Source organism: Azonexus sp. GW821-FHT04F04 (assembly GCF_059420025.1).
Map to the genome: position 1 here is coordinate 161,143 of NZ_JBWKSX010000002.1, position 17,125 is coordinate 178,267.

Below are 17,125 nucleotides of genomic sequence, written 5' to 3' on the forward strand. Positions count from 1 at the left end.
GTTATTCAATGACTGTAATCAGGCCACCGAAGGCTGCAGCGCAATCACCGCCATGCCAACAAGGGCAACGCCCGCACCCAGCGCATCCCAGCGTGTCAGCGCGATACCATCGACGAAATGCAGCCAGAGCAGTGCGACGGCAATATACACCCCGCCGTACGCGGCATAAGTTCTCCCCGCCGCAGTCGGATGCAGGGTCAGCAGCCAGGCGAAAAGTGCCAGCGAAAGCGCCGCCGGAAGGAGCAAGAGGAGACTTTTGCCTTGCTTCACGACCAGCCACGGCAGGTAACAACCAACAATTTCGGCAACGGCAGTGACGGCAAACAACAGACTCAGACGCAACAGTTCCATGGGTTATCCCGAATGAACGGAGTCCAACATACTGCCTCAAGTTGCCGGCTGTTGCGCCAGCGTCCCGAAAGTAATGGCTCCGCAAAACAGTGGCCAACAGAGCCCTCGACCTGGCCGGAATTTTTAGCATTTCAATTTTGGGCATTTTTTCCGGTTGACCGTAGCAAGCCCGGTTGACCGCAGAATCGCGATGGCTTGGCCATTCAAACGAATCGGCGATAAGCAGCCGAAATCACATCATTGACCTGCCTGTGTTGGTCGGCAGTTGTATGCCCGAAACTGCCTGATGCTTTTTTGTAAACTCTAAGGCAGCTTTCTGATTGATTCTGTTGAAAAACTCAAAACCGTGGTTTTTCAAGGTATGTCGAAACCTCCCCGGAGGCGAGATCGTCGAATACAGAGCGATTGAGAACTTTAATATTTCTAGCTTAATCACCATTTTCGCCAGAAAGCAAGTATCTCAACAGCATCGGCCGAACTCCGCTATTCACCCTCAATACCGCACTCCAGCCGGCGGCGTAAACGAATTCAGGACATGCAGATAAGAGGCCCGGGCGAAGGTGCTTGGGTTCGGTGAATTCTGCTGGCTCATTGAGCCTTTCATTTGCCCAACCGAGGTGTATTCGCGCTCTTGCAGCCAGTCGGTCATGCCTTGCAGTACTTCACTAAGCGCTTGCGGGCCGCGCTTGAGCAGGGCGCTGGCCATGTGCACGACGTCGGCGCCGGCGAGGAGCATTTTGAGGGCGTCCGCCGCTGTATGGACACCGCCGGTGGCGGCCAGCGACAGCTTCGTGCTGCCACGCAGGATGGCGATCCAGCGCATGGCGAGCAAGGTATCGGCCGAGGACGACAGTTGTACGCGGTCGACGACGCTCAGGGTTTCCAGATCTATGTCGGGCTGGAAGAAGCGGTTGAACAGGGAGATGCCGGCTGCCCCGGCGGCTTCGGCCTGATGGACGAAATGCGGCAACGAGGAGAAGAAGGGCGAGAGTTTCATGCCAACCGGGATGGTCACCGCGCCCTTCAGTTCCTGCAGCAGCGAAATGTGGTGGTCCTCAATCGCCGCGCCAGAAACCTTGGGGTCACTCGGCATGTACCAGGCGTTGAGTTCCAGCGCATCGGCACCGGCGGATTCCAGTTCCTTGCCCAGCTCGACCCAGCCGTTCAGTGTTGAGCCGTTGAGGCTGGCGACGACGGGGATGGAGAGGCGCGACTTAAGGCGCAGGATTTTTTCGAGATAGCTGTCGAGCCGGCTCTGGTAGTCGTGACCGAAAGGCAGGTGGCCGGCCGATTCGCCGAAGGTGTCGGGGTGGACCAGGAAGCGGTCGATCATCCGCTCGTCGTGGCGAACATCCTCCTCGAACAGCGAATGCATGACGATGGCTGCCGCGCCGGCATCTTCGAGGTGCAGGATGGCATCGAGGTCGTGGCTAAGTGGGCTTGATGACGGGACCAGCGGATTCTTGAGGTGCAGTCCGAGGTAGGTCGTGGACAGATCAGGCATTGGGCTCCTCCTTCTTGTCTGCGGCCTCTTGGGCCTCTTTGACTTTTTCATCGATGGCGGCTTCGGGCAGCACCATTTCCGACAGTTCGACATATTCCTGATGGCGCAGGCGGGCATCCTTGCCGGCTTGGGCCATAAAATAGACCGAAGCGTCCGGCTTCAGTCGCTCGAGGATTGTAAAGCGCGCCTCATTACGGGCGAAATCGCTGAACGGGATGCTTGGCGCTGCGCTGTCGACCGTTAGCGGATTTTCGCCCTGCTGACGCCGGCGCGGGTCGTAGCGGAGCAGCGGCCAGTGCCCGGACTTCACGGCCAGATCCTGCTGGCGATGGTTGTTCGACAGATCGACACCATGGGCGATACACGGGCTGTAGGCGATGATGATCGAGACGCCGGGGTAGCTCTCGGCGTCGAGGAAGGCTTTCAGCGTGTGAACATCCTTGGCGCCGTAGGCGACCTGGGCGACATAGACGTTCTCGTAATCCATGGCGATACGGGCCAGATCCTTCTTGCGATTCGGCTGGCCGCCGGCCGCGAACTTGGCGACGGCGCCGCGTGGCGTGGCCTTGGAATTCTGGCCGCCGGTGTTGGAATAGACCTCGGTATCGAGGACGAGAATATTGACATCCTCGCCGGATGACAGCACATGGTCGAGACCACCGAAACCGATGTCGTAGGCCCAGCCGTCACCACCGATGATCCACACGCTGCGCCGGATCAGGTATTCGGCGACGGCGGCGAGATGGTCAGCGGCCGGCGAACCAATGGCCGACAGTTTTGCCTGCAGTTGAGATACCCGTTGGCGCTGGTCATGGATGCCGGCTTCGCTTGTCTGGTCAGCGTTCAATAGCGCCTGCACCTGGGCGTCACCGATTTCCAGCGCCATGGCGCGTAATTGCACGCGTGCCGTCTCGGCCAACTGATTGGTGGCAAGGCGCATTCCGAGACCGAACTCGGCGTTATCCTCGAACAGCGAATTGCTCCAGGCCGGGCCGCGGCCGTTGGCATCAGTGGTGTAAGGTGTGGTCGGCAGGTTGCCGCCGTAGATCGACGAACAGCCGGTTGCGTTGGCGACCAGCATGCGGTCGCCGAAAAGCTGGGTAGCGAGGCGGATGTAGGGCGTTTCGCCGCAACCAACGCAGGCGCCGGAAAACTCGAACATCGGCTGCAACAACATCGAGCCGGGAATGGTGTTGCGCTTGGCGACGGTGCGGTCGTAGTCGGGCAGTTTGAGGAAGAAATCCCAGTTCTCGGCTTCCGGCGCGCGCAATGGCGCCTGTTCGGCCATGTTGAGCGCCTTGCGCGAAACGTTGGATTTGTCGCGGATCGGGCAGACCTCGACGCACAGCGTGCAGCCCGTGCAGTCCTCGGGCGCCACCTGGTAACTCATCTTCCAGCCGGCCGGGTAATCCTTGCTGCGGATGGCCATGGTCTTGAAAGTGGCCGGCGCCTCGGCAGCCAGCTCGGGCGGGTAAGCCTTGGCGCGGATGGCCGAATGCGGGCAGACGAAAACGCACTTGCCGCACTGCGTGCACAGGTCAGTCTCGAGGACCGGGATTTGCAGCGCCAGATTGCGCTTTTCGTATTTGGCCGTGCCGGTCGGGAAGGTGCCGTCGACCGGGAAGACTGACACTGGCAGGCTGTCGCCCTTGCCGGCGATCATCGGCAGGGTAAGCCTACGGACAAATTCGGAGGCTTGCTGGACGGTGCGTTCGGGAATGCGAATTTCGGATGCGGCGAACTCGGCCGGCACCGGCACTTCGTGCAGGCAGACCAGGGTCTTGTCGATCGCCTTGTAGTTCAGTTCGGCGATGCGCCGGCCCTTGCGGCCGTAAGTCTTTTCAACAGCATGCTTAATCGCGGCGATGGCTTCGTCCTGCGGCAGGATGCCGGAAATGGCGAAGAAACAGGTCTGCATGACCGTGTTGATGCGCCGGCCCATGTCGGCTTCGAGGGCGACCTGGTAGGCGTCGATGACGTGAAAGCGAATGCGCTTGGCGATCATCTGCTGCTGCATGGCAACTGGCAGCGTAGCCCAAACCTTGTCGGCCGGAACCGGCGAGTTGAGCAGGAAGACAGCGCCCGGCGCGGCATGCGCGAGCAGGTCGTGGGTTTCGAGGAAAAGCGGCTGGTGACAGGCGATGAATTTGGCATCGCCCTCGCCGGTCAGGTAGGTGGCGCGGATCGGCTGCGAGCCGAAACGCAGGTGTGAGACGGTCATCGCCCCCGACTTCTTGGAGTCGTAAACGAAATAGCCCTGGGCGTGCAGGTCGGTTTCGTCGCCGATGATCTTGATCGAATTCTTGTTGGCCGAAACGGTGCCGTCCGAACCCAGGCCGTAGAACACGGCGCCGAAGGTTTCGCGCACGGCGTCGGTGCGGAAAGCGTGGTCGTAGGGCAGCGAAAGGTGCGTCACGTCGTCGTTGATGCCGACGGTGAAGTGGCGTTTTCCCATTCCCACGGTCAACCGGAAAAACACGGCAAAAACCATAGCCGGCGTAAATTCCTTGGAGGCCAGCCCGTAACGCCCGCCGAGCACTTTCGGCAAGGTGGCGAAACGCGGCGACTCGCTACCGACATTTTCGGCCAGCGCGACCAGCACATCCTTGAACAAGGGCTCGCCATCGGAGCCGGGCTCCTTGCAGCGATCAAGAACAGCGATAGCCTTGGTCGTCAGCGGCAAGGCAGCGAGCAGCGCTTCCGGCGCCCACGGCCGGTAGAGGCGAACCTTGAGCAAGCCGACCTTCTCGCCCTGACGATTCATGTGTTCAACGGTTTCCTGCGCCGTTTCCGCCCCGGAACCCATCATGATGATGACGCGCTCGGCATCGGGTGCGCCGACGTAGTCGAACAGCTTGTATTGCCGCCCGGTCAGCTCCGCGTAGCGGTCCATGGCCTGCTGGACGACGCCCGGGAAGGCATCGAACCACGGGTTCTGCGCTTCGCGGGCCTGGAAGAAGACATCGGGATTCTGCGAACTGCCGCGCAACACCGGGTGTTCCGGCGATAGCGAGCGGTGACGCAAGGCGGCGATCTGCTCCTGCGGCATCATTTTGCGCAGCACGTCGTCGTCAACGCCGGTGATCTTGGCCACCTCGTGCGAGGTGCGGAAACCATCGAAGAAATGCAGCACTGGCAGGCGGCCGGCCAGCGTCGCGGCCGAGGCGATGGCCGCAATGTCCTGCGCTTCCTGCACCGAATTCGACGAAAGCAGCGCGAAGCCGGTACCGCGCGTCGCCATCACGTCGGAATGGTCGCCGAAGATCGACAGCGCGTGCGTCGCGATGGCGCGGGCGGCGACGTGGAAGACCGTCGGCGTCAGTTCGCCGGCGATCTTGTACATGTTGGGGATCATCAGCAGCAGGCCCTGCGAGGCCGTGAAGGTCGTCGCCAGCGAGCCGGCCTGCAGGGCGCCGTGGACAGTGCCGGCGGCCCCGCCTTCGGACTGCAACTCGACGACGCGCGGAACGCAGTCCCAGACATTGGTTTTGCCTTGCGCTGCCCATTCATCGGACAGCTCGCCCATGCCGGACGATGGGGTGATCGGGTAAATCGCGATCACTTCGGAAACGCGGTAAGCCACGTTGGCGACGGCTTCATTGCCGTCAATGGTCAGCATCTTGTTCATGTTCAGTCCAGCCCCGAAATGTGTGCCGCCCAGGGAGAGTACTCTCCTCTCCTCTTAATGTTGCGGCGCAACAACCTCATTCTACGCTGACTTGGCGAGAATTTATGCCAGACAACAACAGCCCGCTATTGCGCCGGCCGCCATCACCGCAATCTCGCCTGCAGGTAGTCACCCACCGAGGCCATCTGCATCGGCCGCGAGAACAAATAGCCCTGAAACTCGTTGCAGCCGCAAACCGACAGCGCATCTTTTTCAGCCTCGGTTTCGACCCCCTCGGCGACGATATGCAGATTCAGGGTCTTGCCCAGGAAGATGATGGCGTGCGGAATCGCCATCGCCTTGCCGCCACGATCGCAACCGGAGACAAAGGAGCGGTCTATCTTCAGGGTATCGATCGGCAAACGTTGCAGATAACTCAGCGAGGAATAGCCGGTGCCAAAGTCGTCGACGGCAATCCGCACGCCCAGCGCCTTGATCGACTTGAGCACGCGGATGGTGTGCTCGACATCGCCCATGATCATGCTCTCGGTGATTTCCAGCTCCAGGCACTCCGGCGGCAGGCCGGAAACAGCCAGGGCATCGGCCACCATCGCCGGTAGCCCGGGCTCCGTCAACTGCCGCGCCGACAGATTGACAGCGACGCTCAGGGCCAGACCATCGATCAACGGCCAGCTGGCCGCCGCCCGGCAGGCGGCATAGAGCACCTGCTCGCCAATCGCCAGGATCTGGCCGGTTTCCTCGGCCAGCGGAATGAAGCGGTCGGGCGTCACTAGCCCATGCCCGGCACTGTTCCAGCGCACCAGCGCCTCGAAGCCCCTGACCCGCGCCGCGGAATCGACTTTCGGCTGGTAGACCACGGTCAGTTCGTTGTGCTCGATGGCGCTCTGCAAGCTGCTTTCAAGGACAAAACGATCCTGAGCGACCTGGTTCAGGTCACGGGTATAAAAATGATATTGGCCCTTGCCGCTTTTCTTGGCGTGATACATCGCGACATCGGCGACCCGCAGCAGGCTGTCGAGATCCTGCGCATCGTCCGGATAGACGCTGACCCCGATGCTGCAATTGATGCGCAGGGCGTGCCCTGCCAGCATCAAAGGGGCTTGGATGGTGGCCAGCACGCGCTCCAGCAAATGCCGGGTGTCCTCGCTCGACGCCTGCTCGCCCATGATCAGCACGAATTCGTCGCCACCGTAGCGGGCGACGGTATCGATCCCGCGCAAGGCCTGGCGCAGGCGGCTGGCGATTTCGATCAGCAACTCGTCGCCGGCGGCATGGCCGAGGCTGTCGTTGATCACCTTGAAGTTATCGAGATCGACGAAAGCCAGGACGACCTTGCTCATCTGGCGCTGGGCCAACTGCACGGCCTGTTCCAGCCGATCCTGCAGCAGATTGCGATTGGGCAGGCCGGTCAGCGGATCGTGCGTCGCCTGGTGTTGCAGCACCGACTGGTAGCGATGGCGTTCGGTAATGTCCTCGACCGTGCCTTCGTAATAGAGCAGCGTGCCATCTGGTGCGCAAACGGCATGGGCATTCTCGGAAATCCAGATCCGGCTGCCGTCGCGACAGATCACCTCAGACTCGAAATCGCTGACCCGGCCATCTTGCTGGATCATGCGTTTGAAATCGGCGCGCCGCCGCTGGTCGACATACAGCCCGGAGGCGATATCGGCCAGGCTGCTGATCAGCGCCTCCGGCGTCGGGTAACTATAAAGCGTCGCCAAGGCCTGGTTGGCCGCTAGATATCGCCCATTTTCGGTGCTCTGAAACATGCCGATGACTGAATTCTCGAAAATGCTGCGATAACGCAACTCGGTTTCCGCCAACTGGATCTGGGCCAGGACCCGATCGGTGATATCTTCCAGATAACCTTCGATAATCCGCCGCCCGGCCTCGTCGCGCAGGCCGATGCCACGCTCCAGCACCCACTTCTCCTCGCCGTCCCGGCAAACGATGCGGTACTCGATGCGGTAGCGCGCCCCGGTGTCGAGCGCCGCCAGTATGGTGCCGCGCACGGCAGCCCGATCTTCCGGGTCAGTCAGGGACTCCAGCGAGTGAGTCACACTCCCGACCAGATCCTCGGCCACATAGCCAGTCAGATCGCGGCAGCCGGGACTGACCGACAGCAAGTGCCGGCAGTCGTCCACCAGGCAACGAAAAAGCATGCCGTCCAGGCCGGAAAACAAGGTACTCATGGCCGGCATGCTCCGGGCACCACCGCCACCCACACCACAGGCCGGCCCGAAGCCGAACCCCATGCGCTGGACCGGTCTGGCTAAAAAGCCGAACCTAGACACGCTGCAATCGAGTTGATGCTCCAACATCAGCCTTCCCGGTTCCTGCCTGCATCAATTCGTCGCCACACTCGCCTATCCAGGCGAACACACTGTCCACGGCGGCTGTAGCGATAGCGAAATACTCCTCGGCAGCAACGCTGATGCCGGAACTCAGCAGCATCTGTGTGCGAATCACCCGCGCCATCTGTTGCACCGCGATCGCCGCCTTCTCCGCCTTTGGCCCCCGCCCGCCCGCCTCATTCGCCTGGTTAAGCAGTGTCTCGGCGCGCGCCACCAGGAACATCAGGCGGACCCGCGCCACAGCAGAGCAACCACGCCGGGCAGCTACACTCATTCCCAAGGCTCGGGCCTGACCAAGGCACTCGGTGAGGGCCGGCAAACGGCTGGCATAGTTGCGAACCAGACCGCGGGCGGAACGATCCCCCAGCAGCAACTCGACCCGGGATTCACCCAAAGCGGCCAACCACTGCAGCAGTTGATCGATGAGAAAACTGTGCTGGGCGATGCTTTGCTCGACGGAAAGCCCAGCCAGCTTTTCCCGCAACAGGCCCCAGTTGTACTGAAACAGCGAAAGATCGTTCAGCGTCAGGCAGGGATGCGCCCGGGCGCTTTCCGCTCTGGCCACCTCCCGCAAGGAAGGAATCAGCCCTTCGATCTCGCGCCCCTTGCCATCGAGCCGCGTCCTGAAACACTGGTCGCCGGACAGCAAGGCGGAACTCATGCCGCGGTGCTGCTGAAAATGCCCGACCAGGGCGAGCAGCGAACGGCAGGCAGCCAAGGTGTTGTCCAGCGACTTTTCGGCATCGACCCAGCGGCGACGGCGATAGAGCATCGTCGACACCGCCAGGATGAGGATGGCCAGCGCCAGCATCGTGTAAATGGTCCAGTTCATGCCGACCTCACTCGTATTGGTATTTTTTCAGGGCCCCGGTCAGCTGAACGGACAGGTCGTTCAGGTAACGGGACAGCTCGCTGTTCTCGCGGACCAGGTGTTCATTGGCATCAGCCAGTTGGGCGACCTGCTCGATATCGCGGGCGATGTTCTGACCGGCCTCGCTCTGCTCCTGGCTGGCGGCAGCGATATCACGGATCAGCGCCAGCGTCTGGCGGGCGTTATCTTCGACCCGGCGAAGGTCGGCGACCGCGTCGCCGGCGTCGCTCAGGCTCTTGGCGGCCTGGCTGGTCGTCGCCGCCATGGCATCGATCATGCCACCAACATCATTCCGGACTCCTTCGATGCGCTCGCCAATGTCGCGAGTGGCATTGCTGGTCCGCTCAGCCAGCTTGCGCACCTCGTCGGCAACCACGGCAAAACCACGCCCCTGTTCGCCGGCCCGGGCGGCCTCGATGGCGGCATTTAGCGCCAGCAGGTTGGTCTGCGCAGCAATTTCCGCGATCAGCTCGACAATGACGTCGATCTCCCGCGAGCGCAGACCGAGGCGACTGGCGCTCTCCGAAGTCTGCTGAACCGTCGCGGCGAGATTTTCCAGACTGCAGGCCAGGCGGCTGACCCGTTCCGCACCCGCCATCGCCATCTCCCCGGAAGCCTCGGCCACTGAGGCTGCCCCTTGGGCACTTTCGCTGGTCATGCCGAGGCTGACCGTCAGTTGCTCCAGCGTCGCCGAAGAAGACAGGGTGATATCGCGCTGCCGGCGGACACCGTCGTCGCCGCCAGTGGCATTGACACTGCTCTCGCCGGCGACACTTGAAATTTCCTGCGACATCCGGGCAAAGGTCAGGAACAGACCGGACAGCGAGCGTGCCATGCCGTTCAGACGTTCGGCCAGCGGCGCCAAGGCACCGCAACGCCGGGCATCGAGGCGGCTGACCAGACGCCCGGCCGCCAGTTCGAGCGCAAAACCGTCAATCAGGGCCAGTGCCGTTTCCAGTCCATACTGCAGCCTGACGGCGACCAGCAGCGAAATGCCGAGCATCGCCACGGCAGCGCAGGCCAACAGTTCGGCCTGACTCGTCAGCACCAGACCGGCCAGGGCTGCACCGCTGCCTAGCGCCAGCAGCCAGGCCCAAAACAAACGCAGCCGCAACGAGTTCATACAGTAGCGCAAGGCAGATTCCGATTCGTTGCTTGTCATATCAGTCATGCACAGTTATTGGATTGTTAGGACAAAAGCAAGTCTCTTGCCATCCAATGCACCAAAATATTTACCCATTTACAATCAATCAATTAGACTGCACATTAGCGTTTATTAATACACAAAAATACCAAACTATAGTTATTCGTCATCGCCACTTCGGGGTATTGCACCAACAAAGTGCCTTGACCTCCGGATTGTTTACTCGACCGCGCACTCAATAAGTGCAGCCAAACCCTGCCTTGCCCAGCAGCTATAATTGCGCTTTTGCCACGCAACGAGACGAACATCATGGAAGCCGAACACATCAACAGCATCTCCAACAAGCTCGACGATCTGGCGCAGCGCGCCGCCGAGCTGCGGAGGTATCTTTGACTACGATCAGAAACGCGAACGCCTGACCCTCCTCACCCAGGAGATGGAAGACCCGAAGATATGGGACGACGCCAAGCGCGCCCAGGAACTCGGTCGCGAGAAGAAATCACTGGAAAACATCGTGCTGGTTCTGGAAGAAGTCCAGTCCGGCCTTGACGATGGCCGCGAACTGTTCGACATGGGCAAGGAAGATGGCGACGAGGAAACCCTGCTTTCCGTTGAAGCCGACAACGCCGAGCTGGAAAAGAAGGTCGCCGCCCTCGAATTCCGCCGCATGTTCAACAATCCGTCCGATCCGATGCCCTGCTTCCTGGAAATCCAGGCCGGCGCCGGTGGCACCGAAGCCCAGGACTGGGCCTCGATGCTGCTGCGCATGTACCTCAAGTACGGCGAAAAGAAGGGCTTTACGGTTGAAGTCATGGAAGAGTCGGAAGGCGACGTCGCCGGCATCAAGGGTGCCACCGTCAAGTTCACCGGCGACTACGCCTACGGCACGCTGCGCACCGAAACCGGCATCCACCGCCTGGTCCGCAAGTCGCCGTTCGATTCGGCCGCCCGCCGCCACACCTCGTTCACCAGCGTTTTCGTCTTTCCGGAAGTCGATGACTCGATTGAGATCAACATCAATCCAGCCGATGTCCGTACTGACACCTACCGGGCCTCCGGCGCCGGCGGTCAGCACATCAACAAGACCGACTCGGCAGTGCGTCTGACCCACGTCCCGACCGGCATCGTAGTGCAGTGCCAGAACGACCGTTCGCAGCACCGCAACCGCGACGAAGCCTGGCAGATGCTGCGCGCCCGCATCTACGAGTTCGAATTGCGCAAACAGCAGGCCGAGCAGCAGAAGCTCGAAGATGCCAAGTCCGACATCGGCTGGGGCCACCAGATCCGCTCCTACGTGCTCGACCAGAGCCGCATCAAGGATCTGCGCACCAACCACGAAACCGGCAACACCCAGGCAGTGCTTGATGGCGACCTCGATCCGTTCATCGAGGCCAGCCTGAAACAGGGCGTTTAAACAGGCCGGTGAGTCAGCCATGACTCGCCTCCTTGCCTGGCTGGCTGGCACGCTGCTCGTTCTCGTGTTGGCCGCCGGCGGACTGTTGCTGGCGGCACTCGACAGCCGGCCACTGGTCGAACGCAGCGAAACCATCTCACAAGCCGCCGTCAATCAGGCGCGCTGGCTGTTTCACACCAACGACCCGCGCCACCTGCAATCCGGCGAGGCCCGCCGGACCGCCGTTCCCGCCGCGTTGATCGACGAAGGCATCAACTATCTGGCCGGCCGTGCCCTGCATGGTCGCGGCGCACTCGTGCTCGGCGAGGAAACGGCCGAAATCCGCCTCAGTCGCCGCGTGCCGCTGCTACCGGGCGACCACTATTTCAATTTTCGCGCCACACTGCGCGAGGGCAAAGGCGAACCGAAAATCTTCGCCGCCGCCCTCGGCCGGCTACCGATTCCGTCACAGTTACTTGAATTCGTCCTCGCCACTGCTATTCAGGGCGCTGGCTACGGAGCGGAATGGACGCTCGCCCGCCAAGCCATCCGCGAGCTGATCTTCGACCCACAACGCCAGCGAATCGTCGTCGCCTACGTCTGGGAACCTGCCCTGCTCGACCGTGCCCGTTCCATCGCCTTCAAGCCGGACGACCTGGTTCGCATTCGCTCGGCGCATGAATCGCTGGCCGCCCAGCTCGACCACCACGCGCCGGGCCGACCAGTGCCTCTGGTCAGCGTCATGCGTACCGTGCTCGATATCAACGGCACCGATCAACATGAAAACCGCCGCGCCGCGCTGCTCGTCCTCGGCGTTTATCTCGCCGAGAAAAATATTGCCTCGCTCATCCCTGAAGCGCGAAGCTGGCCGCAGCTTCGTCCGGTCGCGCTGATGCTCGCCGGCCGGAACGACAGTGCGCAGCATTTCGTTGTCTCCGCCACCCTTGCCGCCTGGGCTGGCGAACCGGTCGCCGATGCCATCGGGGTCTACAAGGAAATGGCCGACTCCCGCCACGGCAGCGGCTTTTCGTTTGCCGACCTGGCCGCCGATCGGGCCGGCACCCGTTTTGGCGAGTTACTCAATCGCGGCGACTCGCGCCTGGACGCACTTCGGACAAAGGAGTTTTCCGACGGCGACCTGATCCCCATCATAAGCAACCTCCCTGAATCAATCAGCGCCGCCGATTTCCAGCGCCACTTCGGCAACACCAGCAGCCCGGCCTATCGGCAACTGACGGCGGAAATCGAACGCCGTCTCGATGCCCTGCCGCTCTACAAGCCGGAGTGACGATGACTGACAACCTGTTTTCTGATCTTCCACGGTCAACCGGGTTTACTACGCAAAGCGTAAAAAACGAGCAATTTTCAGATCTGCTCAATCGCCCCGGCCTGCGCATCGAACGAATTGTTTCGACTGGCCAGTGCAGCCCCGAGGGTTTCTGGTACGACCAAGCCGAGGGCGAATGGGTGGTGCTTTTGCAAGGCAAAGCCATTCTCCGCTTCGAAGACGCGCCTGAAGCACTCACGCTGACCCCAGGCGATTTCATCGACATCGCCCCGCATCGCCGGCACCGGGTGGAATGGACAGACCCGGAGCAGCCAACAGTCTGGCTGGCAGTTCATTACATCTCGCCCTAGCATCGCCATCAACTTTTTGGCACAACCTAGCGATGCTGTTCTGCTCAAAGTTGCTCATCGCGCTTTTTCATTTTGCCAATTGCATACATCATGGCGCGTCATTCCGTGATTTCGAAAAAACGTTTGGAGAATGCCGCATGAAAAACATCGTCGCGATCCTCGCAGCAAGCCTCTTCGCCACCATAGCCACCCCGTCAGTCGCCGGCCCTGCTACCGATGCGTTGACGACCTGCCTGGCGGACAACACGACCGGCAAGGATCGGAAGGACATGGCGCGCTGGGTCTTTATCGGCATGTCAGCCCACCCGGAAATACAAAGCCTTTCCAACGTTACCCAGGCGGATCGAGAGGCTTTCGATCGGAAGATGGCTACGCTGGTTACCATGCTGATGACCGAAAATTGCACAGAACAAGTCAAATTGGCGCGCGACAAGGAAGGCAGCAACGCGCTCAAAGATGCTTTCGAAATCATCGGCAGGCTGGCCATGCAGGAATTGATGAGCAATCAGAACGTCAACGTGGCGTTTACAACTTTCACGAAATACGTCGATCAGAACAAATTCAACGCGATTTTTTCGAAATAATCGCACCACGACCAGCTGCCGATCAGATGCGCTTGTTGCTTATTTCTTGATCGGCTGATTCCGCCCGGAAAGCTCATCGCTCATGCGCATCGCCGCATCGCTGATCTGCCCTGTCGGATTCCGGCTGCAATACTGATTCAGTTTCAGTTCCAGCGTACCGCTCGAAAAGCTCGAAACCTGCTGGTTCGGCAAGGCGTAGTTATGGCCGGTCAGGAAGCCGCGGACCCAGACCACATAGGCGGAACGCTGATCGGGGTCATCCTTCGACTTGCTCCATGCCGCGCAGGACATATCGTCGAAACCGAGCAGATTCAGGGGGGCCGCCGAGGCGCCGGCCATCATCAAGCCGGCGCTGGTAGCCAGGATCAAGCGAGTCAATTTTGGTCGGTTCATACGGCAAGTATATGTCCGACAGTGCGTACAGCGATACCGATACAGGCACCGAGGGCGGCCGGTTTCCACACTGCAGCGATACGCGGCCCGGCAGAAATCAGCACCGCCACGCCGGGCAGGTCGAAGGGAGAAATCAGGAACCCGGCGCTGGCGTTGAGCAGCTCGACGCTGATCTGGCCGGCTTTGCGCATCTCGTCCATGACGCCCATCATCGCCGTGCCGCCGGCCATGTACTTGGTCAGCGTCGGCAGGATCAGCGCACTGTCGATCGAAGCCGCGGTCAACACCGGCGCCAGCAGGCTGGTCAGCGCATCGATGGCGCCGCCACTGCGCAACGCCGTGACGACGACCAGCGACAGCACGAGCATCGGAATGGCCCCGACGGACAGCTTGAACGCCTCGGCTCCGGCCCGGTTGATGACATCGAGAATGCCCTTGGCGCTCTCGGCGACCGGATGATGCAGGGTTTCATCGAGCCGGCTTTCGGTATTCGATAGCGCCCTACCGAACAGGTAATAGGTCGCCGCCGCAGCCGTCAATCCGCCGATCAGCGAATAGGTCAGGGTCAGCGCCAGATCAAGGCCCATGGTCATCATCGGCAACGCTGCGTTGGCCTGCGACATGGCAAAGACCATGGCCAGCGTGGCAGCGATGTGGCGGTCCGAAGCGCCGCGCTGCTCCATCATGGTCAGCGTCGCCATCGGGGCGGCGAAGCTGACGAAATTGATCTGCAAGGCGGCAAAGACGCCCAGCCCGGTCAGGCCAACCGGCTTGAGCAGCGGGGCCAGACGGGCGACCACCCAGTCGAGCACACCGCGCGCTTCGAGCAGGCGCATGAGCGAGAGCATGACGACCATGACGGGGAGCAGGACGAAGAAGGCCAGCTCGACGGCGGAACGGCCGGCTTTGAGGATGATTTCGATGAGGATTTCCATAAGGCGGGATTATTGCATTGGCGGATGTTGGTTGTTGTATTGGCGATTTCCCTTGATCCTCTGAATTGGCTTGGGGTTCCGCCTTGTTGGCGGGCGTACTTTCTTTTGCTTCGCCAAAAGAAAGTAGCCAAAGGCTATTGCTAGCGCAGCTAAAAGGCGACCCCGGGGGCGGCGCCCTTCGGGTTCCTTGCGCTACTCGGCAGGCCGGGCGGCTTGCTAAACTCGCCTGCGGCTCAGACAACGCAAGCCGAAGGCCCCCGGCCCGCCTGCGTTGCTCAGCGCCTTCCACGGGGCCCCCAAAAACGTCCACGTTCAACCGTTACACCGAAAAAAGCGGGTTTCCACGGTCAACCGGAAAAAAAGCCAAAAAATGAAATCCACTGCTTGATAGTGGACACCTTACCGGGCCCCTTGTGAGGTGCCGAGCAACGCAGAAAGGCCGGGGGCTTTCGGCGAGGACTGTTTGAGGGCGAAGCCCGAGTTCCGCAGCCGCCCGGCGTTTCGAGTAGCGCAGGGAACCGGCGCAGCCGGCACCGACCCAGGGTCGCCTTTTCTTTGCTTACTTTCTTTTGGCGAAGCAAAAGAAAGTAATGCCGCCAGCAAGGCGGAACCCCAAGCCAAAAACATGAGAAAGCCTGATTCACGCCACAAAACATCTACCCCCAACCTTGTCCCAAGGTGCCAAAATCGGCGAAAATCACCGGTTCTAGGCTTTTGCCTGAAGCACCCCCCATTTCCCCAAGGATTCTTCATGTCCAACCCCGAACAGCAAGCCCCGGTCCAGCAGGACGAAAACCAGCTCATCGCCGAGCGACGCGCCAAACTGGCCGAGTGGCGAAAGACCGGGAAAGCCTTCCCGAACGACTTCCAGCGCGAGAACACCGCCGCGAAAGTCCTCGAAGGCTATGGCGAGAAGACGGCGGAAGAACTCGAAGGTCTGCCGGTCGAGGTCAAGGTCGCCGGCCGCATGATGCTCAAGCGCGTCATGGGCAAGGCGTCGTTCGCCACCATTCAGGACCTGTCGGGCCGCATCCAGATTTACGTGACGCGCGACCGCGTCGGCGAAGAGGTTTATGCCGACTTCAAGACCTGGGACCTCGGCGACATCATCGGCGTCAGCGGCATCCTGATGAAAACCAAGACCGGCGAACTGTCCATCCAGGCCGCCGAAATCCGTCTGCTGACCAAGTCGCTGCGCCCGCTGCCGGACAAGTTCCACGGCCTGGCCGACCAGGAAATGAAGTATCGCCAGCGCTACGTCGACCTGATCATGAACGAGGAAACGCGCTTCACCTTCCGCGCCCGTTCGGCCATTGTCTCGTCGATCCGCAATTACATGACCGGCCACGGCTTCATGGAAGTCGAAACGCCGATGATGCACCCGATCCCCGGCGGCGCCTCGGCCAAGCCCTTCGTCACGCACCACAACGCGCTCGACATGCAGCAGTTCCTGCGCATCGCCCCTGAGCTTTACCTCAAGCGCCTGGTGGTCGGCGGTTTCGAGAAGGTCTTCGAAATCAACCGCAACTTCCGCAACGAAGGTCTCTCGCCACGCCACAACCCCGAATTCACCATGATGGAGTTCTACGAGGCGTATGCGAACTACCACACGCTCATGGACTTCACCGAAGGCCTGCTGCGTCACGCCGCGCGCGAAGCGCTGGGCAAGGAAGTCTTCGTCTATCAGGGCCGCGAACTCGACCTCTCCAAGCCTTTCCATCGCCTGACCATCAACCAGGCCATCCAGCGCCAGCAGCCGGACTTCACCGATGCGCAGCTGGCCGATCCCGAATTCCTCAAGGCCAAGATCAAGCATTTCGGCGAGCCGCTCAAGCCGGGCGGTCTGGGCAGCCTGCAGCTCCAGTTGTTCGAAGCCTGCGCCGAAGCCCAGTGCTGGGAGCCGACCTTCATCATCGACTATCCGGTCGAAGTGTCTCCGCTGGCTCGCGCCTCGAATACCAATCCAGAGATTACCGAGCGCTTTGAGCTGTTCATTGTTGGGCGGGAGATTGCCAATGGGTTCTCCGAACTCAACGATGCGGAAGACCAGGCGGCGCGCTTCCAGGAACAGATGAAGGCGAAGGATGCGGGCGATGAAGAGGCGATGTATTACGACGCTGATTTCATTCGCGCGCTGGAATACGGGCTGCCGCCGACTGGCGGGTGCGGGATCGGGATTGACCGGCTGATCATGCTGCTGACCGATGCAGCCGCCATCCGCGATGTAATCCTTTTCCCCTCCATGCGCCCCGAGTGATGCGTGGCTGCGCTTGCCAACTCGGCGTTGCCGGCGACCTTGCATAGCTTGCTATGCGGCGGCCGTCGGCGCC

The 17,125-nt window shown here is 61.1% G+C and carries 13 protein-coding genes; 5 read left to right on the plus strand and 8 right to left on the minus strand.

Annotated features, from left to right (window positions below):
* Window positions 1–18 precede the first annotated feature (18 nt).
* From AC07TV_RS06145 to AC07TV_RS06170, 6 genes are all read right to left on the minus strand, one after another.
* A complete protein-coding gene (locus tag AC07TV_RS06145) occupies window positions 19–351 on the minus strand; it encodes a YnfA family protein (protein ID WP_494647521.1) in 333 nt (110 codons plus the stop codon).
* Window positions 352–844: 493 nt separating this feature from the next.
* Window positions 845–1,855 (minus strand): dihydroorotate dehydrogenase-like protein, encoded by a 1,011-nt coding sequence (locus AC07TV_RS06150; protein ID WP_494647522.1) that lies wholly within the window; start codon window positions 1,853–1,855, stop codon window positions 845–847.
* Window positions 1,848–5,483, minus strand: a complete 3,636-nt coding sequence (gene nifJ, locus AC07TV_RS06155; RefSeq protein WP_494647523.1) for a pyruvate:ferredoxin (flavodoxin) oxidoreductase — start codon at window positions 5,481–5,483, stop codon at window positions 1,848–1,850. The genes AC07TV_RS06150 and nifJ overlap by 8 nt, the downstream gene beginning before the upstream one ends.
* A gap of 143 nt (window positions 5,484–5,626) precedes the next feature.
* Window positions 5,627–7,675 carry a putative bifunctional diguanylate cyclase/phosphodiesterase gene (locus tag AC07TV_RS06160; protein ID WP_494647524.1) on the minus strand — a complete coding sequence of 683 codons (2,049 nt, stop codon included), beginning with the start codon at window positions 7,673–7,675 and terminating at the stop codon, window positions 5,627–5,629.
* Between the two features lie 94 nt (window positions 7,676–7,769).
* Window positions 7,770–8,669, minus strand: a complete 900-nt coding sequence (locus AC07TV_RS06165) for a nitrate- and nitrite sensing domain-containing protein (RefSeq protein WP_494647525.1) — start codon at window positions 8,667–8,669, stop codon at window positions 7,770–7,772.
* A gap of 7 nt (window positions 8,670–8,676) precedes the next feature.
* On the minus strand, window positions 8,677–9,843 hold the full coding sequence (locus AC07TV_RS06170; RefSeq protein ID WP_494647526.1) for a methyl-accepting chemotaxis protein: 1,167 nt from the start codon (window positions 9,841–9,843) through the stop codon (window positions 8,677–8,679).
* A gap of 318 nt (window positions 9,844–10,161) precedes the next feature.
* On the opposite strand from AC07TV_RS06170, the gene prfB reads away from it, so the two are divergent.
* The 4 genes from prfB to AC07TV_RS06190 all read left to right on the plus strand — a co-directional run bounded on the left by prfB (window position 10,162) and on the right by AC07TV_RS06190 (window position 13,467).
* A protein-coding gene (gene prfB / locus AC07TV_RS06175) for a peptide chain release factor 2 (RefSeq protein ID WP_494647527.1) occupies window positions 10,162–11,266 on the plus strand; the annotation gives its coding sequence in 2 pieces (ribosomal slippage) (window positions 10,162–10,242 and window positions 10,244–11,266; 1,104 coding nt in all).
* Window positions 11,267–11,285: 19 nt separating this feature from the next.
* On the plus strand, window positions 11,286–12,533 hold the full coding sequence (locus AC07TV_RS06180; protein WP_494647528.1) for a hypothetical protein: 1,248 nt from the start codon (window positions 11,286–11,288) through the stop codon (window positions 12,531–12,533).
* 2 nt (window positions 12,534–12,535) lie between these two features.
* Entirely contained in the window at window positions 12,536–12,883 is a 348-nt protein-coding gene (locus tag AC07TV_RS06185) for a cupin domain-containing protein (RefSeq protein ID WP_494647529.1), read from the plus strand.
* The gene (locus tag AC07TV_RS06190; RefSeq protein ID WP_494647530.1) at window positions 12,826–13,467 is read left to right on the plus strand and encodes a hypothetical protein; all 642 of its coding nucleotides are present in this window, start codon (window positions 12,826–12,828) and stop codon (window positions 13,465–13,467) included. Before AC07TV_RS06185 ends, AC07TV_RS06190 begins: the two co-directional genes overlap by 58 nt.
* Window positions 13,468–13,506: 39 nt before the next feature.
* Here AC07TV_RS06190 and AC07TV_RS06195 read toward each other — a convergent pair whose 3' ends face one another.
* Both AC07TV_RS06195 and AC07TV_RS06200 read right to left on the minus strand, forming a co-directional pair.
* Complete coding sequence (locus AC07TV_RS06195) at window positions 13,507–13,845, minus strand: hypothetical protein (protein ID WP_494647531.1); 339 nt, start codon at window positions 13,843–13,845, stop codon at window positions 13,507–13,509.
* An 11-nt stretch (window positions 13,846–13,856) separates the two neighbouring features.
* Window positions 13,857–14,795: a nucleoside recognition domain-containing protein gene (locus AC07TV_RS06200; RefSeq protein ID WP_494647532.1), complete on the minus strand. Its 939-nt coding sequence runs from the start codon at window positions 14,793–14,795 to the stop codon at window positions 13,857–13,859.
* A 751-nt stretch (window positions 14,796–15,546) separates the two neighbouring features.
* On the opposite strand from AC07TV_RS06200, the gene lysS reads away from it, so the two are divergent.
* Window positions 15,547–17,052 carry a lysine--tRNA ligase gene (gene lysS, locus AC07TV_RS06205; protein ID WP_494647533.1) on the plus strand — a complete coding sequence of 502 codons (1,506 nt, stop codon included), beginning with the start codon at window positions 15,547–15,549 and terminating at the stop codon, window positions 17,050–17,052.
* The last annotated feature ends 73 nt before the right edge of the window (window positions 17,053–17,125 follow it).